14 protein-coding genes are annotated in these 22,998 nt (G+C 56.2%); 10 read left to right on the top strand and 4 right to left on the bottom strand.

The window, feature by feature from the left end:
- Positions 1-24 precede the first annotated feature (24 nt).
- The 3 genes from Poly41_RS21270 to Poly41_RS21260 are packed head-to-tail and all read left to right on the top strand — an operon-like array spanning position 25 to position 3,859.
- A complete protein-coding gene (locus Poly41_RS21270) occupies positions 25-1,125 on the top strand; it encodes an esterase/lipase family protein (protein ID WP_231615822.1) in 1,101 nt (366 codons plus the stop codon).
- Between the two features lie 23 nt (positions 1,126-1,148).
- The gene (locus Poly41_RS21265; RefSeq protein ID WP_146528750.1) at positions 1,149-2,303 is read left to right on the top strand and encodes a YcjF family protein; all 1,155 of its coding nucleotides are present in this window, start codon (positions 1,149-1,151) and stop codon (positions 2,301-2,303) included.
- Positions 2,288-3,859, top strand: coding sequence for a GTPase family protein (locus Poly41_RS21260; RefSeq protein WP_146528749.1), 1,572 nt, complete (start codon positions 2,288-2,290; stop codon positions 3,857-3,859). Before Poly41_RS21265 ends, Poly41_RS21260 begins: the two co-directional genes overlap by 16 nt.
- A 123-nt stretch (positions 3,860-3,982) precedes the next feature.
- Here the strand turns inward: Poly41_RS21260 and lnt are convergent, their stop codons facing one another.
- Positions 3,983-5,680, bottom strand: a complete 1,698-nt coding sequence (gene lnt, locus Poly41_RS21255) for an apolipoprotein N-acyltransferase (RefSeq protein ID WP_146528748.1) — start codon at positions 5,678-5,680, stop codon at positions 3,983-3,985.
- A gap of 207 nt (positions 5,681-5,887) precedes the next feature.
- Here lnt and Poly41_RS21250 point away from each other — a divergent pair, with 207 nt between their 5' ends.
- The gene (locus Poly41_RS21250; protein ID WP_146528747.1) at positions 5,888-7,759 is read left to right on the top strand and encodes a serine/threonine protein kinase; all 1,872 of its coding nucleotides are present in this window, start codon (positions 5,888-5,890) and stop codon (positions 7,757-7,759) included.
- Between the two features lie 172 nt (positions 7,760-7,931).
- Here the strand turns inward: Poly41_RS21250 and Poly41_RS21245 are convergent, their stop codons facing one another.
- Positions 7,932-11,432, bottom strand: coding sequence for a glycosyl hydrolase (locus Poly41_RS21245; protein ID WP_146528746.1), 3,501 nt, complete (start codon positions 11,430-11,432; stop codon positions 7,932-7,934).
- Between the two features lie 71 nt (positions 11,433-11,503).
- Entirely contained in the window at positions 11,504-13,990 is a 2,487-nt protein-coding gene (locus tag Poly41_RS21240) for a family 78 glycoside hydrolase catalytic domain (protein ID WP_231615821.1), read from the bottom strand.
- A gap of 158 nt (positions 13,991-14,148) precedes the next feature.
- Between Poly41_RS21240 and Poly41_RS21235 the strand changes: the two genes are divergently transcribed.
- From Poly41_RS21235 to Poly41_RS21215, 5 genes are all read left to right on the top strand, one after another.
- On the top strand, positions 14,149-15,021 hold the full coding sequence (locus Poly41_RS21235) for a thiazole synthase (protein ID WP_146528745.1): 873 nt from the start codon (positions 14,149-14,151) through the stop codon (positions 15,019-15,021).
- Positions 15,022-15,303: 282 nt separating this feature from the next.
- Positions 15,304-16,107, top strand: coding sequence for a hypothetical protein (locus Poly41_RS21230; protein ID WP_146528744.1), 804 nt, complete (start codon positions 15,304-15,306; stop codon positions 16,105-16,107).
- A 94-nt stretch (positions 16,108-16,201) separates the two neighbouring features.
- Positions 16,202-16,825 carry a hypothetical protein gene (locus tag Poly41_RS21225; protein ID WP_146528743.1) on the top strand — a complete coding sequence of 208 codons (624 nt, stop codon included), beginning with the start codon at positions 16,202-16,204 and terminating at the stop codon, positions 16,823-16,825.
- A gap of 154 nt (positions 16,826-16,979) precedes the next feature.
- On the top strand, positions 16,980-19,163 hold the full coding sequence (locus Poly41_RS21220) for a serine/threonine-protein kinase (protein ID WP_197231498.1): 2,184 nt from the start codon (positions 16,980-16,982) through the stop codon (positions 19,161-19,163).
- On the top strand, positions 19,160-19,807 hold the full coding sequence (locus tag Poly41_RS21215; protein ID WP_146528741.1) for a hypothetical protein: 648 nt from the start codon (positions 19,160-19,162) through the stop codon (positions 19,805-19,807). The genes Poly41_RS21220 and Poly41_RS21215 overlap by 4 nt, the downstream gene beginning before the upstream one ends.
- A 168-nt stretch (positions 19,808-19,975) precedes the next feature.
- On the opposite strand, the gene Poly41_RS21210 is transcribed toward Poly41_RS21215, so the two are convergent.
- Positions 19,976-21,457, bottom strand: coding sequence for a uroporphyrinogen decarboxylase family protein (locus tag Poly41_RS21210; RefSeq protein ID WP_146528740.1), 1,482 nt, complete (start codon positions 21,455-21,457; stop codon positions 19,976-19,978).
- Positions 21,458-21,735: 278 nt separating this feature from the next.
- Here Poly41_RS21210 and Poly41_RS34230 point away from each other — a divergent pair, with 278 nt between their 5' ends.
- On the top strand, positions 21,736-22,974 hold the full coding sequence (locus Poly41_RS34230) for a hypothetical protein (RefSeq protein ID WP_197231497.1): 1,239 nt from the start codon (positions 21,736-21,738) through the stop codon (positions 22,972-22,974).
- Positions 22,975-22,998: the final 24 nt, after the last annotated feature.

The following is a 22,998-nucleotide window of genomic DNA, read 5'->3' as shown; positions in this document are numbered from 1 at the left end:
TCCGAACTCCAACGCTCCAATGTCATGCACCGAATCTACCCGCTGATCCTTTTGATTCTCCTGCTGGTGCCCAACGCACTGAACTCGCAGCAGCCGACTCTCAATCCCTTCCTGACGGAGCACACGGTGCAGAATCCCCCCGAACAAAACGAACAAAACGAACAAAACGAACAAAACGAACAAAACGAACAAAACGAACAAAACGAACAAAACGAACAAAACGAACAAGACGAATCGGACGAAACAGGGTTTGCCAATCCAATGAACTTGCTAAACAAAACCGCGGGGGGGACCCAGTGGTGGACCGACCACCTATGGGATCACGGATATCGCATCCAACAAAACACGTTAACCAAGCATTGGCGTCTACTCGACCCCGACGACGTCCGTTTGACGTGGGGCACGCGAGCGGAATGTGACACCTGTTTGACCGAACAAGCGGTTTCGAAGACGGAAACAAGACGCGTCACCCTGCTGCTGCATGGGCTGATGCGAACCCATCACTCGATGAAATCACTCGAACACGATTTGCTACAACAGAGCGACACCGAGATCATTCGGTTTGCCTACGCCAGCACGCGTGAATCGATCGGTGAGCATGCCGCCGCACTTCGTGAAGTGGTCGAGGGTTTGCCGAACGAAACGCGTATCAACTTTGTCGGGCACAGCATGGGCAACATCGTGGTCCGGCACCTGATTGGCGATCTTCAGCGTGACGGTGATCCGAAAGGGATTTTGCCACGTTGCGAAGCGATGGTCATGCTTGGCCCACCGAACAACGGAGCTGCAATTGCTCGCCGGTTGTCGACGAACAGCTTGTATGGTTGGGTCACAGGCAAAGGTGGCTTGGAGCTTGGCCCCGAATGGGAAACATTCGAAAAGAAATTGGGGACACCGCCGTTTCCGTTTGCCATCATCGCAGGCGACGTCTCGGACAACTCGGTCCAGAACCCTTTGGTCGACGGTGCGAGCGATTTTGTGGTCAGCATCGAAGAAGCTTCGCTTGAGGGTAGCAAGGCCTTCCACACGGTTCCCGTGCTACACAGTTTTCTGATGAACAACGCGGACGCCCGAAAATTCGCGGTCGACTTCTTGACGTCGCATCAATCCGACCAAGCCAAATGATTTAGAACGGCTTAAGCAACACAATGGCATTTTCATGGTGGAACCTGCGTTCCAAGGGTCCTAGCGACGACGAAACATACGCGAAACAGATCGATGAGCTGCGAGAGAAATCACCGATACCTTCGATTTGGCTGTTCGGCAAGACCGGCAGCGGCAAGAGCTCCATCGTTCAGTTTTTAACCGGTGCCGAAGAAGCTTCGATCGGAGAAGGCTATCGTCCCGAAACGAAGACCTCACGGCGATTTGATTTTCCGGATTCGTTGGAACCGCTGTTGAGCTTCCTCGATACCCGAGGACTCGCCGAAGCGGGGTACGACCCGCGCGATGACCTCCGTCGTTTTTCGCAGTCGACTCAATTGATGATTGTAACCACTCGGGTCGCTGACCATGCACTCGATTCTTTGATCGAACCGTTGCGTAGAATTCGCAAGGATGCACCTGAGCGTCCAGTCATCTTGGTGCTGACCTGCCTGCACGAGGCGACGGGACGGGTTGATGTGTCGGAGGGTGCGGATCCCTTTGACTCGATGTCTCCCTTGCCGTCTTCGTTGCAATCACTGGTGGATGAAAAGACCAAGCAGTTTGCTGGGCTCTGTGATGGGATCGTCCCCGTTGACTTGACACGAATCGAAGACGGTTTCGCCGATCCAAACTTTGGGGGACGGCGACTGAAGGACGCCATCCTCGCGCAACTGCCGCATGCATACCGCCAAGCGCTGCTCGCGTTGAAGGACACCGACGGTGACCCCACCAGTTTGCGGCAAAAGAACTCTCGACGCCAGATTCTGGCCTCCAGTGCGATGGCGGCTACCGCGGGTGCGGTGCCCGTCCCTTGGGTCGACATCCCTGCGGTGCTCGCGATTCAAGCCCACTTGGCGGTCAAGGTCGCCCGAATCTATGAACAAGAAATCACTCCTGCACGCTGGGCGGTGCTCAGCAGTGCGGCGGGATCTCGAATCGCCGTTCGGTTTGCACTGCGCGGAGCACTTAAGTTCATCCCATTTGTTGGCATGGCTGCGGGGGCCGCAAGCTCATTCGCCTTCACCTACGCGCTGGGGATGTCGTGGGATTGGTATTTTGCGGACCTTCGTGAAGGGAATCTCCCCGATCCCGATCAATTGCGTGATGTTTTTGTGGAACAACTGAAACGGGGGCATGAATTATGGAAAGCCGACTGAAGCGACTCCGCAAGAGTCTGTTGCCTTCAATCAGCCCCCGGATCGCGGTCCTGTTTCTGCTTTGGACCCTGCCGCTTTTGTGCTACGTCGGAATGGGTTTGGTAGCGGTCTATCAAACCGGTTGGCTCAAATGGATCGTCGCGACGCTGCCATTGTTTTGGATATCCGCATGGCTCGTTGGCAAGTGCTGGCCACGACCACGATTGAACCGAGTCGCCGCAGGCAAGCCATTGAAGGCTGCTGATTTCTGGACCCCCACCGATACCGACGCCATTGCCGTCGTCGAGCAATTTCGAACGGAAGTCGATGACGTCAATTCACACACCCTCGCCGATTTCAATCGTTTTGTTTCCGATGCAAGGATCTTGGCCGAGCGGTTGGCCTCTCATTATCATGCGGGTGTCGGTGACAACCTGTTGCACCCGCTGACGCTGGTGGAAATCCTTTCGGTGATCCATATGGCTGTCGAAGACCTCGAATCGTGGGTACTCGAAAACGTTCCTGGCGGTGACATGGCAACGATGGGGCAATTGACGCAAGTCCCCACTTTCGCGACCCATTTCGACACGGCCCAAAAGATCGTTTACGTTGCCTCGGCCATTTTGAATCCCACCAAGCTGTTGGCGTATCCTTTGTGGCGCAAATCGGGGCAAGTGGTCGTACAGCTCCAGAACGAATTGGTGCGCAGCTTCTATCAGCGATACCTTCGACAGCTCGGTTATTATTTGATCGAGATGTATAGCGGTCGGCTGAGAGCGGGGTCGAAAGTCTATCGATCGAAGTTTGGAGCAATGGCAAGCGGCATTCATGTCGGTGGTGGGGATGCTGACGCGTTCTTGAAGCTCGAAGACGCCGAAACGACGATTGCCGTGATGGGGCAAGTCAAGGCGGGAAAGTCCAGTTTGATCAATGCGTTAACGCATGACCCATTGGCCGCTACCAGTGTGATGCCGAAAACTCGCGAAGTCGGACGTTATCAGTTTTCGCTTCCCGAATCGACCAATCAGCTCACACTGCTTGACACCCCCGGCTACAGCGAAGCAGATACGTCCGCCGCACAGGCAGGCGAAATTCGAACCGCGGTCGTGGCCGCCGATATCGTTTTGCTGGTGCTCGCTGCAAATGCCCCGGCGCGCCAAGCGGATGTCAAGATGGTACAGCAGTTCTCGGAGTACTACAAAACAAACAAGCAACTGCGACCGCCCAAGGTGATCGCCGTACTGACTCACATCGACTTGTTACGTCCGGTTCAAGAGTGGGATCCACCCTACGATTGGCGAACCCCGCATCGGTTGAAAGAGGAGTCCATGGCTGCCGCAGTGGAGTACACGCGTGAATTGCTCGGCGATTCGGTCGACGGGTATGCATGCGTCTACACCGGAAACACGCATCCGGCGGACACAAGCGTCGTCGACGAAGTGATCCCACAACTGGTCACGCATCTCGACGAAGCTCACGCCGCCGCGGTCCTCAAGGCGTTCTACAACCAATTGGGACAGAAGCGATTGGCCCAGCTTTCGCGTCAGCTCGTCGGTTTGTTAAAATCGGTGCTGTAAAGTGTTCGCATCGAGCGGAAAACAAGTGTCAGATTTGCAATGTAGCACAGGCTTCCAGCCTGTGTTTTTCCCATCGCAGGCTGGAAGCCCGTGCCACTTATTTTCCGCTTGATCCTCGAGTGATTACAAAAGGGTTGGACGCAACTTGAATTCGCCCTTGCGCACGCGTGCGACGGCGGCTCCCAACACCGGCATCAGGCACAGCAGCGCGAACCCTTTCGCAGGGAGGTCCCCGATTCGCGAATAGATCGATACCCGAGCGTCGCGAAGCGGGGTTGCGATGACGGCTCCGTTGCTTCCGATCGACAATCCTTCAACGACTCGGCCGCAACTGTCGATCCAAGCCGTTGGGCCATTGTTGGCTGACGACAGCACCGGTCGGCGGGTTCCGACGGCGATCATTTGAGCACAGCGGAGATGATGCTCGATCACGCTCGAATCATCGAACCAACCATCGTTGGTGACGGTGACGATCACATCGGTTGGTGTCTGTTCGGCTCGCAAGCGACGGAGATGATCGACTGCGACTCGTTCGACCGCGGTTTCGATGCAAATCAGCGGCAACACATTCGTTCCGTCCACCTCAAACACGGTCGGTCCGTCCCCAGGTGTGACCATCAACCCATCGGGGACAAGCGACCGAAGCCCAGGAATCGCATGAATCAGTGGAACATATTCGCCAAACATGACCAAATGATTCTTGCCGTACCACTGTTTTACTTCTGGCGACGACTCCGAAACCGGTGCAACATGAATCATGCCGCTATAAACGCTCGGCACATCGCCATAATGAACCACCCCACAACCGACCACCAAGTGCGGTGCTGCATGCGAGGGATTCGCTGACTCCAGCAGGTTCATGACATCGCCTGTGCGATCAAGAAAGTACCTGCGATTCCCTTCCACGGCACTCGGGAAATCGGATGGCGGCCCAGGAAATTGAGGCGGAACGATGGCGTCCGTGTCCATCATCATCCAAGGCAATCCGCCGGTGAACATGGACTCGGGCCAGACGACCACGTCTACCGCTGTGCGGGATTGTTCGAGCGAACGAATCGATTCACCCGCATAGTTTCGATAGATCTCATCTTCGCGGCGAGCGTCCTGTTGGTACTCCACTTGTTCGCTTCTTTGGATCAGCGCAAACGTCGCAAGCTCGTCGGTTGGCGTCTCGCCCAAGCGATGGTGACCGTAAACAAGCGTCGCCAACAGTAGACCCACCCCCGTCGCACAGGGGACAAACCACGGGGTGTCCGGGGCAGTGATTCTCGTCAGAATCGACAAAATGGCGACGTTGATCGACACGATCAGGAAACTGACGCCGTAGGAGCCGAACAGATCTGCGATTTGAATCAATGCGGGAACATCGACGACAGTGTGCCCGAGCATTGCAGCGGAGATCCCGGTCGCAAAGTAGTTCCGCCAACACTCCAACCCAACCCACACAACCGGCGCGACAAGGGCAAGCGGGAGGTGAAGACGAAGAAGACGTCGACAGAGCAGTACGAAAAGAGGCACGTAGACACCAAGGTACGCCGCCAAAAGGATCAAACTGACGTACATGATCGGGTGCGCATGCCGAATTCCTTGTAGCGACACCATCCAGTAGCATGCCGAGACGGCCCAGATGGCGAAGACGTCTCGCCGGCAGAGCGTTGTCAATGTGGCGATCCAACTCAGCAAGGGCACCAAGGCGACCATCGCGAGCGGCCAAAGTTTCAACGGCGGTTGTGCGAGCCAGAGCAGCAACAGGCTCAAACAGGCCAGCGCAAACCGGCCACGAGACGATTGACTGCGGAAGATCGATTGGATTGCATTCATGACCGGGATCTTACGGATTGAAGCGGAAAAGTAGAATCGCAGTTTCCGGGCTTTTTCCAGGCTTTTCTCAAGCTTCCCAAGTCCACGGTCCGGCGAGATGACGTGAACCAGACGTGTCGCCTATAATGCACCCCGTACCCCTGGGGAAAACGCGTTGCCCCCTTTTCTTGAACACGGCCATTTCTCCCCTTTGAAAATGCTAACGCCATGACATCACCCGAGTTCCTTGGCCCCTACCGTATCGGTGAAACTCTCGGTCGCGGCGGAATGGGCGCGGTGTATTCAGGCGTGCATGCAAAAACAGGCGAAAAAGTTGCCGTCAAGCTGATCTCACAACACATTGCGGATGAACCCCGATTCCGGCGCCGTTTTGCTGCGGAAGTCGAAACGCTCAAGCGACTCCGTCACAAGGGCATCGTTCGCTTGGTCGGCTACGGAGAAGAAGAGGGGCAACTTTTTTATTCGATGGAACTGGTCGAAGGCGAATCGTTACAGCAGCGAATCCGCCGAGAAAAAAAGATAGATTGGCAATCGACCATCGATATCGCGATTGAAATCTGTTCGGCGCTAAAGCACGCCCATGACATCGGCGTGATTCATCGCGACTTGAAACCAGCCAATCTGCTCCTGACTCTCGATCACTCCATCAAATTGGTCGATTTCGGGATCGCAAAATTGTTTGGTTTCGGGGAGCAAACGCTGGCGGGAAGCGTGTTGGGGACCGCAGACTACATGGCACCCGAGCAAGCGGATAGCCATGGCGTGACGGTGCGGACCGATCTCTACGCTCTCGGCAGCGTGATGTACGCGATGCTCACCGGCCGGCCTCCCTTTAAAGGCAAAAACGTTACCGCCGTGATCAAGGCTCTTCGCACCGATCCCGTCACGCCATTAGATCTGGTGGATCCGTCCCTTCCCGATGCGCTTGTGGAACTGGTTCATCAACTCCTTGAAAAGGATCCTGCTGACCGACCGCCGACGGCCTTGTCGGTGATGAACCGATTGAAAGCAATGCGTGCTGGGTTGCAGCGAGAGCAAACGATGCGACTTGATTCGTCGAAGACTCGAAGCGACGAGGGATTGGAGTCGAGCATGCAACGGAATGCACTCGATACGAACTCGAATCGCTCCAATCCCACGGACAACGCATCAACCAACAACGCAACCACGGGCCACGATCAGGGAGTCACACCCGTGGTGAACAACGGGGGCGCCGCACACCCCGGTGCCAATGCCGCCGTCACGGTCAATTCACGCAATACCGACGCGACCGTTCGTCCGGACGACGAAGACTTCGAAGCATCACCAGTCGCAGCGCCAGAACCAACCGAGATCAAGACCCATTTCCAATCGGTTGATGCTGGACACGACCCATCGCGTCGACCGATCGCAGCGGACGCAACGCCCGCTGACCGATGGAAGACCGCCATTTCGGTGTCATCGATGGCCGCCGTCCTGATCGCCTGTGCGATCTTGTTTCTCAAAGCAACGCAGCAACCTTCGGCTGACGATCTGTATCAAGCCATCGAGTCCAAACGAGATTCGGGAGACTTACTACAAGCACAATCCGAGATCGACCTTTTCCTACGCCGCTTTCCGGAAGACCCACGCTCGGATCTCGTCCAGCAATTCGATGATTCGCTACACCTGCAACGAGTTCTGCGTCGCTTGGACGTTCAGAACAAGCTCGGGATCACGCCGCTGACGGCCGTCGAGCAGGGGTTTGTCGACGCAATGAAAGGACGCGAACAGGATCCACACCATGCTCGGGAACGATTGAAACAGTGGCTTGCCATTTATGACAGCGATACGATTCAAAAAGAGGACTCGTTGCAGCAAATGATCCACTTGGCGAAGAGCGAGTTTGATCAATTGGAGAAACGATCCCCGCAAGTGTATGTCGATCCGCGAGCAACCGAATTGATCAACCGCATCGAAGAAATTCTCAGCAAAGCCCCTGCCGAAACCTCGCGAACCACGCTGGAGGGAATTGTCGACTTGCATGCGGATCAGCCCTGGGCTGCCCCCGCCGTCGAACAAGCCAAACGCGGACTCGAACAACTCCGTGAAGAAGACTAGCCCGGGTTATTCATCAGTCCAAACCTATTTCCCGTAACCCTTCGTATGCAATCAACTTACACCGATAGAGAAAAAAACGGACTGCGCACGTTGGAGTCGTAGGCTTTAGCCGATCCAGCAAGGATCCAGCACGCAATCGGCTAAAGCCTACCACTCCAACGAATCATCCGGGCTAAAACTCGACCACTTGCCCGACGCGAACCACCACCGGCCCACTCAAACCGGCTGGTAGCAGGGACGCGTTCTTGTCCGGGGCTTGGTAGGTCCACGTCTTGCGTTCTTCGGCGGGTAAGTTAGCGTCGAATACCAGTCGGTTATGCCAGGGATTGGTCACGGTGACCTGAAGCACGTTTTCGCCTTCGTGGACGTGCGCTGCAATGTCCATTCGGAAGGGCGGAGCCCAGAGCGTGCCGACTTGTTTCCCATTGATCGAGACTTCCGCGATCACATGGACCTGCCCCAAGTCCAATTGCAGGGGTCTGCCCAACTCGGACGCCTCAACATTCAACGGGGCCCGATACATGGCCGACCCTGAAAACGCTCGAGCCGTAGGGTCATCGAGGGTGGACCAAGGCTTCACGCCTTCGATGGCCACTTGTGTTGGCGTATCCCAGCCAGCCGGGAAATCCAACTTCCAAGGCCCAGCAACTTCGCGCACACGAAGTCCGCTGACTTTCGTGGTCAAAAGGGGCTTGTCGTCACAAACAACTCGGTATTGCCCGTCTTCCCAAACCAACAAATGGTGCTCATCCAACACACGAGGTTGCGGGGATGGAGGGTCGACCCAAGGTTGAAGCTCGTCACCCGGTTGCAGCCCAAACGGAAACTCATTCGTCGGAGGACTGGAATCGACCGGCGTCTTGGCATCGACAACCACGTCATCATCGTGCTCGATCCGCGTTGCCACAGGCTGCTTTTTGCTGTTTTGAAACACCACAAACAGGCTTCCCGCAGCGGGCAAATGAAGTGGGATCGTCGTGTGAGACGATGTTTGTTGGTAGACCTCGATCTTGGTCGTCTCGCCGGTCATCGGATCCCACCACTCGGGGCGACCGACTGCGGAAAACTGAACATTGCGATCCAGACCCCGTGCACGATTGGCGGCGAGGAAGTAGATCTCCGAGGTCTCGGTTTGTCGGTGACACCAGGTCGCATCCAGCGTCCCGAGAACATCGGGAGGGATCTCCAATCGCAAGAGCAACTCTTGAAACGATGCGGCTTCGTTTTGCGTGGACCCGATTTGCGGGGACCAAAGCAATCGGCCGGCGCCAACGGTTCGGTCACCGGTCTTGGCGTTTGCATCACCCCACAATCGGCGCACCCACGAATCGAAGTCGTCTTGCTTCCCCTCTGCGTCGCGAAGGGGGGACGCGTCGCGAAGGGTTGGGCTTGATTCGGGTGGGTTTCCGATGACGATCGCACCTTGGGAAATCAGCTCGTGCAGCCGCTTGAGGGTTGCCGTGGTAAGCCGTTTGCATTCTTCGGTCGGCAACCAAATCACACGCCAACGGATACCTTCCGGAGAGACAAGCTCACCCTCTCGGACGCTGATCCGATGATGCAGTGCATCGGCGTTCAAGTAGTCCTGCTTGTAACCGATTGGAAAGGGTGCATCTTGACGCGGTTTGTGATCGACGTCATCGCCGAGATAGCGGAGGACGCTCGCCACGGGATTTCCCTGACGGAGCATCAGCTCACAACGTGCGATGTAATCGGTAAACCGTGGCATCTGCTGCCACCAAGTTTGGCCTCGCAAAAACGGCGTGCCAATCCGACCGCCAAATGAGGTTCCCGGAACGACATCGGTGCGCGGGTTGTGCGTGTACGTATGAAAGATGAGATGGTTGATTCCGTACGTGAAATGACGATCCGCCATGTGTTTCAGTCGGTACGGGTGCTCGTCCCAGCGAAGGCCAATGTTGGTAAACGCTTCAGCGGCAATGGTTTGTTTTCCGTACAGATGTGCCGCAGACACCGCGGGCAAAATCGGCTTCGTCTCAAGACCTCCCTGGTGCGGATCGTTCGGTTGCCAGAACTCGCACATTGGGGTGTCCGCGGACTTAAAGTACTCCAAAATATCACCGGGCGACACATCGCCCAGTGCGGTTTCAAAAGAAAGACGGAGTCCACGCTGACGTGCAAGTTCCGCGAGTCGCCCAAAGTAGTTTTGCACCAACATGTCGCTGATGGTTTTTCGCCAATCACGCAGGAACCGCTCACTGGTTTCATGGTCCTCAACGACGTAGCCAGCGAGCGTCGGAAACCACGATCGCAGCTCGTACCCGCATCGCGCAGCGAACTCACGTTCCATCGAGGGGGTCCAGGTTTGCGTGTAACATTCCCAGCTATCGATCAACATCCCCTTCAACTGCCCGTCGGCAGGTCCGCCAGCTGCTGTGATGCGGCCGATGTAGCCGGCAAAGTGCTGGTCGGCACCGGCGGTGGAAAGCTTGTCGCACTCAAAGCCAGTCGCTTCCGGAGGCGCAGGTTTGTTCTTCACTCCGGTGTTGACGTGGCCGAATCGCAGGATCGTCCAATCCCCGGGCGGTGCGTTCCATCTCATCTGGCCGCCCGCTTGCAGCCTCTCGGAAAGGTCGACGATCGAATCCGACGCGATCCAACTGGCGGGGTCTTGAACCGGCGGCGCACTGCGGTCGAGGCTGCGCAGCGCATAACCAGCTTGACCACGCCAATCATGGATTCGAGCCGTCGCGAACAATCGCAAGTACGAGAGCTCCAGCGGATGCTGCGAAACAAACGTCAAGCGAAACCGTGTCGACCGCGTGTCAGGAAACGCCAGCACGAGTGGGTGCTCCGGTTGGCGATCTTGCCAGTTGCCCCGTGGGATATCCCTTTTCGCAACGGCTTGCCATTGCCCCTCGACAAAGGCATCGAGCTCGATGCGAGTCGCGGGGTCAAAATTCCGTCGCTTCATCAACAATTCAACGGGTGGCAGTTCGATCGAACGCAAGTGCGTTGGCTCAGCAAAACTCAACTCAAGCCATGTTGGATCCTCACCGGGATCGATCGTGACGGGCTTTGGAGAGGCTTGCTTCCACAACGCCATCCAACCCGATGCATCGCGATTGCTGTCGACAGCGATGGGCTTCAAGTCTTCACCGGAATCATCAAGTGGCGTGGGAAACGCGATCACCGCAACGTCGCGGTAATCGCGCCAAGGCTCGTCACTTGGTTGCGGTCGGGCCAGCTGCAAGGAAACCGGTTGACCACCCTGCACCGTCGTTCGGCTACTGATCAGATGACGCATTGCCTTATCCGGCGTGATCCAAGGTCCCCCGGACATCGCCCACCCCGGACAGTTCTGCATCGTGAATCGCAGACCCAATCGAGTTGTTTCGTCCCCGACGTGCGAAATCATGTCATCCCAGGGAGCGCTGAGCGTTTCAATCTGTGGCGAAACCTCCGGCCATGGGCTTCCCTTTCCGTGGAAAAGCTGGATCCCTTGGAATCCCGCCTTTGCAACGGCTTCGAGATCCGTCGTCAGCGCCGACTTGTTGACATTGCCTCCGATCAGATGGAACCACGTCTCGGGATGCACCGACTGCGGCGGCGACTTGAACTGGCTTTCCAAAGCCTGGCCCAAAACGGGTTGCGGCAACAGGGATGCGATGACCAACAACGACAGGCATGTGATCGCTGAGATTCTATTCACGGTTTGGCTGCGAGGGGTTCGAGGTTAACAGATGCTTCTTGGAACCGGGTGACCGGTCGAAGCGAGATCCTTCATTTCACTTCGATGCGGTTGCTTCCGGTGATTTCCTGCTTAAGCAGCCAACGCCCCTTTGCTCGAGTTGCATCGACTTGTTCTCCACCAACCCAAACCCCCGATGAGCCGTGGGTCGCGGGGAGATTGACCTTGGCTGCCATTCCCTCGGGGAGCTTCAAATCGAGTTGGAACGAGGACTCGTTTGTCCAGTCGATTTCGATCGGGCCGAGTGCTGTTGGAACCTTGCCCTTGGCAAACGTTAGTCCCGCGGGGCAAGGACGAATGGTCACGGTGGTCCAACCCGCCTCGGCCGGTTGTGCGCCGAGGATATGGCGAGGCAACAAATTCGCCGGCGCCGCTCCCCAGGCGTGATTCCAATCTTGGTTGGGTTTGTATTTCAGATCCCAAGCCTCCCAAGAGATCGTGGTTCCGCTGTCGAGCATGTGTTTCCAGCTGCGATCACCATCGGCCACGATTAAATCGACTGCTTTGGCTTCCGCGCCGTAAGCAAACAAGGCGTCGAGAAGATATTGAGCGGCATAGACCGAACAACCCATCTCTCGCTCACGAAGCCACGCGACCACGCCCTGGACATTCTCGTCCGGCACCAACCCAAATGCTAAAGGGATAAAGTTGGCGTGGACGCTGCTGTGGTCGGTGCCGATCCCGTCGCGATAGAGACCCGAATGTGGGTCGAACAACGTCTTCTGAAATGCGGCTTTGGCAACTGCGACACGGTCTTGAAAGGCCTTTGCATCTGCTTCTTTCCCAACCGCACGCGCTAATTCAGCCATTCGCTTCATCGCTTCGATATGAAACGCATTGACCACGGTGTTGATTTCAGTAAAGACAAACCCATCTCGTTCGCCTTTGGGCCAATCGACGATGTCATTCTTGGTTTGGTCGAGCTTGCCACTGCGAACCAAGCCGTCGGTAGCACTGCGCTGAAGCAATGTTTTTGTCTTCAGCAACTCATAACGGGCCGAAAGCCAATCGACATCGCCTTTGTCCATCCATTCGGCGTGGGCCATGAACACCATGTGAGGCGCCCACTCCGTTGGCCAAGTACCGTTTTCCATCAGCCAATCAAAGGTGACGGCCGCCATTTCAACGTGGTCGTCGGTCGCATAGTGGCTGAGCTGATTCAGGTAGGCATCGGCTTCATAGGGGATCCGTTCGCGATCACCATCAACATAAACGCCAGCGAACGTCGTGGCCTTGATGCTGTACTTGCACAAGCCATAGATCTGGTTCAAGACGGGATCGGAGCATTCGAAGGAGCTTGCGTCCTCGTTCCAGCGCTTCGCAAATGCAGCGCGTCGCGTGATGTCTTCCGCCTTCAGCTCGCCTGGCCATCCTTCGATTTCGACCCACCGAAATGGCATCACGGGCTGCCAAGACTCGGGCGTCAATGCGGCTGGGGGATGCGAGCCCTTTGATCCGGTTTGCTCGATGTTGCGAGGATGGACCGGTGCTGCCACGATCGATGTACCTTGTCCGCCAGATCCGGCGTTTAGCTTGCTGGCACCATAACGCACGGTCCCCGGTGGGTTGCGATCGATTCGCCCCTCCTTCAATTTCTCACCGAAGTGAATGGTTCCGGTGTAGGGCCCTGTTTCCGGATTGCGGAGGGAGAGGTTACCAAAAGCCACTTTTCCAAAATCGACCAACGTAACGCTATCATCGATCTTTTCGATACTCACCGGTGATTGATTGGTCAAATCAACCGTTTTGGATGCAGGAACGATCGGCAGTTCTTTGATGAACAGATTGCGGAATCGGTAGGTTTGTCCATCCTCGCCATGATGTTGGATACCGATGTAACCTGCGGCGTCGGTTTTGTCTCGAAAGTCCACTGTATTGACGCCGTTCACTTCGATCGAGATGCGATCCTCAATGCAGGTGATCACAAAACGGTTCCAACCGTTACGATTGAGTGCATCGCGAATGGCGGGCTGTGCAAACGCTTCTTTTGACTTTTCTTCGTGCAATAAGAACACCTCTTCCGACCGCCCAGGTGTGCTGGGCCAAATCCATCCTCGGCGCGCTTCATCATAAAGGCCACCCGACCAACGACGATCGGACCCGTCACATTCTGCTTGGTAACCGAAGACTGCTTTTTTCTCCGTCGGATCGACATGACATCGGACCATCACCCCCGAATTCGCAGGGCCCTCGGGAAGGTGGATTTCGACGCTGACGCGAAAATCGGTGTACTGTTTTTCCGTGACCAAAAAGAACTTGTCGTTACCCGTCAAATGGATTTCACCATCGACAACTTTGGCTTCACCATGCGGGTAGGGGTTGCGCCATCCGCTCAAATCCTTGCCGTTAAACAGTGGCGTGTAGCCAAGACTTTGCATCGCCTTGAAGCCGGCGCTTCCGTCGGCCTCAAGGACGGGTTTCAACAGCGATGCTGGAGCCGAAAGCTGTGCCGAGACATCGGGCAGCATCGCGGTCATCGCGACGAGCAGGGGCAGGACCAGGCGGGGACGTGGCAACATCAAGGTGACCTCAAGAATGCGGCGGGGGAATCGAAGCGGAGGACGTTATCATAATCAATGTGGGGTCGAGTCGTCTTGGCCTCCTTTTTCGAACTTTGGTCCATCTGGTATCCTGCCGCTTTCCGTTTCCCTCACCCTCCTCCGCAAAGATTTCCGCCGTGGCTACCTCCCCCCCAACCGATCTCAGCACACCTGATTCCACACTGACCGTCGGGGGCCACTCGTTCACCAGTCGGCTTTTCGTGGGAACCGGCCGCTACGACACGATGGAGCAGATGCGAGATTCGCTGTCCGAATCCGGCAGCCAGTGCGTCACCGTGGCGGTTCGCCGCGAGCGGCTGTACGATCGGCTCGGCCAAAACATCCTCGATTTCATTGACCTGGATCGCTACACGTTGCTGCCGAACACGGCGGGCTGTTTCACGGCCGAGGATGCGATTCGGACCGCAAAATTGGGACGTGAAATCCTCAAGACGCTCGGCAATCCAGGTGCAGATTGGGTCAAATTGGAAGTCCTCGGTGACAGCAAGACGCTGTTGCCTGATCCGGTCGAAACGATTTCTGCCTGTAAAGAGTTGACCGCCGAAGGGTTCAAGGTGTTGTGTTACACGAATGATTGCCCCGTCACGGCCCAAAAGCTTAAGGCGGCTGGTGCGACCAGCGTGATGCCGGCTGGCAGCCCGATCGGCAGCGGCCAAGGGATGCTCAATCCCAACAGCTTTCGAATCATCATGGAATACCTGAAACAGGATGATCCGGATTATCCTGTGATTGTCGACGCGGGGGTAGGTACGGCGAGCGACGTGAGTGAAGCGTTCGAACTTGGCGCCGACGGTGTGCTGCTCAATACGGCCATCGCCTACGCGAAACAGCCCGTGCGGATGGCCCGAGCGATGAAACATGCGGCGATTGCCGGCCGCGAAGCCTTTTTGGCGGGCCGTATCCCGCGAAAACTCTACGGTAGCGCCAGCAGCCCTGAGGAAGGGGTGATTAGCACCCGTCCCTACGGCAGCGAAAAGGTCCAACCTTAGAACCTATCCGAAAAGGGGTCTGACCCTCTCTTGGTCTGAGCGTATCGGTAGCGATTCCATTGGAAAACAACGAGTTGTTGAGCAATCGAAACGTCGGTCGACAAAGGGTCAGACCCCTTTTCGGATAGGTTCTCAGGGTCGGCAAGAGAATCTTTTTTTGAAATCTTTACCAAGAATCGGGAATTCCCTGCGAATCATTGGGTGTATGGGTTGGATTGTGGATGCAAATGGGCACTCCGCTCCGCTCGATCAGCCACTTTGGTTCTTAGGGGAGACTCCTCGATGTTTAAAAAAATGATTCTTGCTGGTGGTGCTGCTGCACTGCTTTCCACCATGGCGATGGGCACACCGTTGTTCAGCTACGCCCGCTGCGGCGTGAACTGGCTGCGAAGCTCGGCGTCGGATTCGATGCCCTTGGAATGGGAACTGAAACGTGCGCGCCAGATGATTGCCGATTTGAAACCGGAAATCGAAGTCAACGCACGGCGCATTGCGATGGAGAAAGTCGAAGTCGCGCGATTGGAAACCCAGAGAAACGAAACCGAACAGCGGTTAGCCAAGACGCAATCGGACATCGAACGACTCAGCGACGATCTTCGAAATGACAGCCCCGTCTACACCTACGCCGGTCGCACCTACACGTCGGTTCAGGTCAAAAGCGACTTGAACAATCGCTTCAAACGCTTCAAAACGCGGAAAGCGACCGCGGAAAAGTTGGACCAAATGTTGACCGCTCGCAAGCAGACGCTCAGCGCAGCTCACGAGCGGATGGATGCGATGTTGAACGCAAAACGTCAATTGGAAGTCGAGGTCGAGAATCTGCAAGCCCGTCTTGGAGCACTCCGAGTCGCTCAAACGAGCAGCGAATTGTCGCTCGACGACAGCCAATTGTCACAAACGCGAAACCTGCTCGACGAGATCGCAACACGCATCGACGTGGCCGAAGAGACGATGAGCGTCGACGTGGAGTACTTTGGCGAAATTGACCTGGACGAACCGAGCGACGAAAACCTGCTCGATGAAATCACCTCGTACTTTGGCCAAGACAACAAGGCCGATTCACTGGTCTCGATCCAGCTTGACTGAGCGTTTTCGGTAAAAGGGCGACTCCCTTTTCCGCGAACGACCGTTGTTTATTCCCCAATGCTTGACACCCGAAAAGGCTGATTCCGTGTCAGTGATGGACGAACAAATTACCGTAAAGCCTCTAGCGAATCGTTGGAGGCTTTGGGTCGATGGCTGCGGAGGATTCCTGATCCTCAGTGGCGACCGCTGGACTGTGGGTGGGCCAACCGGTCGGCTTGGCGGGCTTTCATCGAACGGAGAGAAAACCAAGACCGACATCTGCGTTGCCACGGATTGGCCCAGCCACGCGGGAACCCTCTCACGCAGCGAGGACTGTTTTTTTTGGCAAGCTTGGTCGCAAGGACAAAAGACGGACAGGATTGCGGTCAGCAGCGGACGATCGCTGCCGATTGACGGGGCAGCGGAAATGAACCTGGTTCAACCGAGTCCGCTGAGCCCGACCGGTGTGTTGACCCTTCGCCCACCCCACCGGTTCACCGGTCACGTCGACGCCGTGATTTTGGCGGAGCAGGCGTTGTTGGTGGGATCCACGAACGATTGCCACGCTCGCGGGCATTGGATGGCGGAAACCGACAAAGTCGTGATGACCCGGCGCGACGACGTTTGGATGGCAAAATCGGTTGCCGACCGAGAATTGCGGGTTTTGCCGCTTGGCGAGCGAGCCAAATTTGGTTCGATCGCCATGATGTTGGAACGAGCTACTTTCGAAGACGAATAACACAGCATTTGGGAATCGCATGGGTTGGCGCAGCAAAAATGCCGGGAAAAACGATTCCGGCCGATATGTCGCGCCCGCCCGCGACCAGCATGGTGCCTGGAACCAACAGCCGGATGCCTCAAATCATTGTTTTTCGACGAGGAAACATCGAATCATGACTGCTCTTCTCGGTAAACTAAGAAATGCCAAGCCATCCAGCGTCGCGCCGGCCCCCGACACTTTGGCCACCGCCGCTTCGGCCAGTCGAAGCGGCTCACCGTCACTCGAGGAAACCCACGCCAGCCAGGCGAGTCCACACTCAAAAACCATGTCATTTGCTTATCCTCCCGGATCGACCCCCTTGCCCCGTTACACGATACGTCGTGGCATCGGGATCGGTGGGTTTGGCGAGGTCTATTTCGCGGTCAGCGACGCGGGCAAAGAAGTCGCCTTGAAACGGATCCAACGCAACCTGGATGTCGAACTGCGTGGCGTTTCCCATTGTCTGAATCTAAAGCATCCGAACTTGGTGGCGCTCTATGACATTTGCCGCGACGAGTCGAACCAAGCTTGGGTGGTGATGGAGTATGTCGCTGGAAAGAACTTGCGACAGGTTCTCGACGAATCCCCCAACGGTCTTACGGAACCCGAAGTTCGGCGTTGGTTCACTGCGATCGCGGCCGGAGTCGATCATCTGCATGGAGCCGGATTGGTTCATCGCGACCTCAAACCAGGCAATGTGTTCGACGATTTAGGCATCGTCAAGGTTGGTGACTACGGACTCAGCAAATTCATTTCTGCATCGCACCGCGGCGGTCACACGGAAAGTGTCGGCACGTTCCATTACATGGCACCTGAGATCGGTCGCGGTGAGTATGGTCGCGAAATCGACATCTACGCTCTCGGGATCGTGCTCTACGAATTGCAGACGGGAACGGTACCTTTCGACGGCGAAAGCTGCCACGAGATCATCGTCAAACACATGACGGCAAGCCCTGATTTATCTCGCATTGCCGAGCCATATCGAACGGTGATTGCCAAGTGCTTGGAAAAGGATCCGGCCAAACGGTACCAGCGAATTGTCGAAATGACCGACGCCATCGGAGTTGCCTTGCCCGGCCGCGCTAACGCGATCGGAATCCAGCCGCGGGGGAGCAACGCGATCGAAGAGCCCATTCAAGCGACCCTCGCTAATGCCCGAGAACATCGTGCCACAAAAGACGTGGCCGATCCGAGTCACGCCGAACCAGCCGTCGTTACCCCCACGCTTCCAACGCATCCAGCCGTGCCGAACCGGGGCCCGCAAACCCGACACCGGGATGAACCGTTTGCACGAGCGGTTCGGGATAGCCTTTCCGATTTGGAGCGATGGTGGCAATCGCTCGATCATTCGCCCGGGGCAAAAGCATTCTTGATGCTGGTGGCCGTGTTCGTTTTGATCATCAACACCCATTGGTTATTACCTCTGCTGACCCTCATCGGATTCATCTATGTTCCGTATTACATCGTGCGGCAGATGATCTTACACGTCAGCCAACAACCCACCTATGCTCAGGCGCAACGGCTGGCCTCTGCCCACGCGGTTCCAAGCCGACCGCTGACACGATCGCAGTGGCGTGCTCACATGCGAACCGATCTACGAGCCAAGCATACGATACATCGCGCTGCGGAACTCAGCACATCGTGGATCACAGCCATCTTGACAACGTTGGTCCTCGGAATTGGCGCCGGTGTGATCGGGCTTCGCAGTGGTGATGTCGATGCCTTCACCCTCGCCCCCTACGGCTCGATCATGGCGATCGTGATGATTGCCTCGTTAGCCATTTTGGGGCTCGGGAAACTGTGGGAACGCGACGAGGGCGAAAGCTTGCCAAGACGAGTGGCTCTCGCTGGGATTGGCGCTGGCGTCGGCGTTACGGCTTACGCTGTGAATCAGTTCTTGATGCTGCCGCTCGATGTTGGATTGGCCCGCGAGATTGACTCGACCACGCTACCTCAAGCCTTGTACATGGGTCATGAAATCCCTCGGGCATCGGCCATGGTCGCACACTTTGCGTTGTTGTTCGCTTCACTGCGGTGGTGGAAGCCCGTCGATCCGCTACGGCGGCGACGACTGAGCTTATGGGGCGTCGCCGTTGCCGTGGTCGTCGAATGGGCGATCCATCAAGTGTTGCCAATTCCGCAGCCCGCGGGCATGTTAGTCGCTGGCGGTATCGCGATCGCGATCCAATTATCGGCACCTTGGATCAACCCGACCCGAAAATCCACCGTCGCGGAACGTTCCAAATTGCGGCAACCGTCAACACCCGGTTCCTCGCCAGCAAGCGAGCCGATTGGCCAAGCAGGAGGTGTCGTATGAGTCCGTTTTTCGAGTCGTTTTTTCGAGAGTTACGTCGGCCATTGCGTGGCGATCTGCCTTGGATCGTGATTGTGATGATCGCTCTGTTGGGTTCTTCGGTAGCCAAGGCGGTCGATGCGGTCACCCAGGAAACACCGAAATCGGTGGAGCTATCCGTCGCCCCGTTGGACCAAATCACTTATCCCGAGGACCGCCCTGATTGGCTTGGCGATCCGCCGACCCGCGATGGCTCGGTCGACCGTTGGGTGGTGGTTTCCACGCCTGCCGAGACCGTCCAGCAGAGTGAAGAGGATTTACGTTTGATGCAGCACGCCGCAGTGTCAACCTACGTTCGCGGATTAGTGGACGCCGGCAATCAGTTCGATTTTTTCCCTGTCACCGACCGATGGATTGATGAGCAGTTGGTGCGGCGATCTTACGATGGCGAAGTGACCCAAGGGGACCTGTTGCTGCACGAGCACGCGACCGAATTGGTATTCGACCCACAAACCAAAGCCGACATTCGCAAAGCTTGGAAACAGGTTCAAGTTCGCGATCGACTGGCCGTCATGGGCGTGACCGTTGCCGGAGGGCTCTGCTGCTTGGTCCTTGGATCCGTCGTTACCGGAATGGTGGGCCGACGCATCAAGCCCTCGGCAGATTAGTGGACCGTCAAGGTTAAAACTGCGACTCGGGACGTAGTGGACTTCGCCAGAAGTCCCTAAGAACAATTGAGTCACGGATTTCTGGCGAAATCCACTACCCCAAAACTTAATGCTGACGGTCCGCCAGGCGCGTGTTCTTTAATCGATGCGACGGAATGAAAGTCGCATTTAGAACGACAGTAGCAATTGCCAGATGAACATATTGCTCAGCGCATCCATTTCTTGCCATGTTTGCTTGCAGATCGCTTCATCGCCTTGGATGGTACCGATCTCTAAACGCTTCTGGTCCCACGGGAAACACTCGCCCGGTTGCAGATGGCCGACCGGGGGAGGCGGCAAGAAGGTGCCTGGTTTTGCATCTTCGGCTAGCGGCTTGGGGCCACCAGCCTTCAACTCGGCGGCACTATGACCGCGCGAATAAACGCCATATTCAAGTGTCGCCTCGGTCATTACACGCATTCGATCCACCGTCGCATCGTTTTGCACGATGGCACTTGCGTCCATGATGTAGCCACCGTCTTGGGCCACACGATCGATGATCTCCTTGCAACGCTTACGGATCTCGTCATGCGTCCCCATCGACAACAGCGTGTTTGCCACACCACCACTCAAGCAGAATTTATCGCCTAAGACATCGTGCGTCTTGAAAATGTCTCCTTGATCTACATGGTAAATGATACTGCGATCGGGCAATTCCGCGAACGATTCGAGGTGGTAGTCCCAGCTGCCTTCGGCGTAAAACAACGTTTGCAACCCTTCGGACCAGAGATCCTGGATGATCGGTTTGAGCGTCGACCAATAGATCTCCTTAAATATTTTGGGTGACACAAACGGAACTCCACCGCGGTGCATCCAGATCGTCACCGGAACACCCTTGTTCGGATCCGCGGTCGCCTTCGCCACATGACCAAGATGCGGTGCCAACGCCTCGCAAGCAGCCAAGACTTTTTCGGGACGCTCGAACAGATCGTCCACCAATCCCAAGTAGCCTCGCAGTTTGTCGGCCAGAATGTCCATCGGAGCCTTCAAAATGCCTGAGATCGCCGACACGGTGCCACACTCCGTCCGCAATCGATCGACTTGAGGCCCAAACGCTGTGAAGTACTGCATCATCGCCATCCCGGTCTTGACCAAAGCCAGGTTGTTTTGCGTCGTGCTCGGTTGTCCGATTGGCACAATCGAGTCCGCAACGCGAGGCAGCCAGACGTTGTACAGGAAACCGGTGGGATCTTCGATTAAGGCATCGTACTCGTCCGCCTTCATGAACGCATCGTCTTGCTTCGGTTCCCGATACTGAAAGCCCGTTTCGGCAGGAATATCAATCCCAGGAATCGCGTAGTACTTCAGTCCCATCGATTGCGCTAAACCGGTCCAGACGTAAACCATGTTGGCAACCACGGCGTCCCACTCAAATCCCGACGCGCATTGACAAGCTGCATCAAACGCATTCTCGTAGTTGTGTGTGAGTTCTTGGCAGTTGTAGCCTGCATAGACGCCGGTAAACTCGGCGACAAACGGTCGAATCGGAACACGATCGGGCATTTCGTTCCGCATCGCCGTCGTGTAGCGGGCAAAGCGTTCCGCATACAGGGTTGCCTTCGAGGCGGCGTGCAAACCCTCGCTTGCACGGAAGTCATTCGAAGCGTTCATGGCGGGGGACCTCTTGGGGATTCAGCTCGCAACGCTCAGGGGTGGGAACAAGCAAAGGTATCGGATGCGATCTCGACAAGCAAGTAACGACGCGTCGTGACGCATTTCAATCGCTCCGCATTCATGACATTTTTCTGCGCAATATTGACTTGTTGCGATGAGAGAGCTGCCTTATCCTGAGACCCGTTCGCTCAAAAATGACCTGTTGACGCAACGCCGTTGAATCCGGTGGGTACCCCGCCGCGTCCCCTGCCTCATCCATCCCATGGAATTCAAACATGAAGCAACCACTCCTCTGGATCACCGGCATCTTCTTTTCCTTGACGGCGTCCGCATCGCTTGCTCAAACGGGGCCGCCCGAACCTGGATCCGTTGGCCATCGCGTGACCGAAAAATCGTTTCCTTCGGTTTTCCAGGCTTGGAACCCGATAGACATGCCCTCCTGGCCACAGGATTCACTGGAGGAGCGCTTGAAAGCCGCCGCGAAGCACGACCTGATTTGGGAAGAGCCGGTCAGCCAACTCGGATACGGCGTGAAGTTGGTTCTCGGTGCGGTTTGGGACCACAAACATGGTGGATTGGCGACGGGGTTCACCGCCGAGAGTCAGCAACAGGCGATTGCGAATCGCGCCGCGATGCTCAAGATGAACCCGGACATGGCTTTCTTGTTGGAGGTTCGATGGCGCGATGCGCCGGGCAGTTTTCTACCCGAAGACAGCCCGTTTTGGAAACGCCATCCCAACGGCACCCGCGTCGAGGGTTGGCTTGGGGGCCCCGAACCTTACTTCATGCTGGACTACGAAAATGAGGCGTTTCGCGCAAACGTTTCCCGCCAATGCCGAATCGCTCTCGATTCAGGTGTCTACGACGGCATCATGCTTGATTGGAACGGTCGACTGGACCTGATCAAGAGGGTACGAACCGAGATTGGGCAAGACGGTTTGATCATCGTCAACATCCACGACGATGTCAAAGATGGAGAAGAGTACAAGGATCTGATCAATGGTTCTTTCATGGAATGCAACCCGAATGGCCCCGGAGCACCGAAGGCGTCGTTTTACACCTCATGGGATGACCTGCGAGATGGATTGATCTTCTTTGAAGAACACTTCCAGAATCCTCAAATCAATTGCTTAGAGGTTTGGGGATCCCGTGATGATTTGCGACGGATGCGAGCGGCAACCACATTGGGATTGACGCACAGCAACGGTTACCTTTTGTACGCGGACCCCAACCCTTTGAAGACCCCCGATCACTTGCACAACTGGTACGACTTTTGGAACGTCGATTTAGGACGCCCCTTGAACGACTGCGTACGCAAGAAGATGCCAAAGAACCGAGTCGCGGAGCGATCGTTTGAAGGTGGCGTGGTGGTGTACAACCATTTTGGAAATGAGAAAGCCGTGTTCTCGTTCGATACGCCACACAAGCGACTTTCCGACGGCAAGATTTCGAAACAGTTCGAGATGCAAGACGCCGATGGCGATATTTTCTTGCCGGCAACCCTCAAAGAGTGATCGCTGGAGTTCACGCTTCAACGT

This window comes from Novipirellula artificiosorum (assembly GCF_007860135.1).
Lineage (GTDB): Bacteria > Planctomycetota > Planctomycetia > Pirellulales > Pirellulaceae > Novipirellula_A > Novipirellula_A artificiosorum.
Note: the sequence above shows the minus strand (reverse complement) of the source record. Positions and strands in the feature narration are given on the sequence as shown.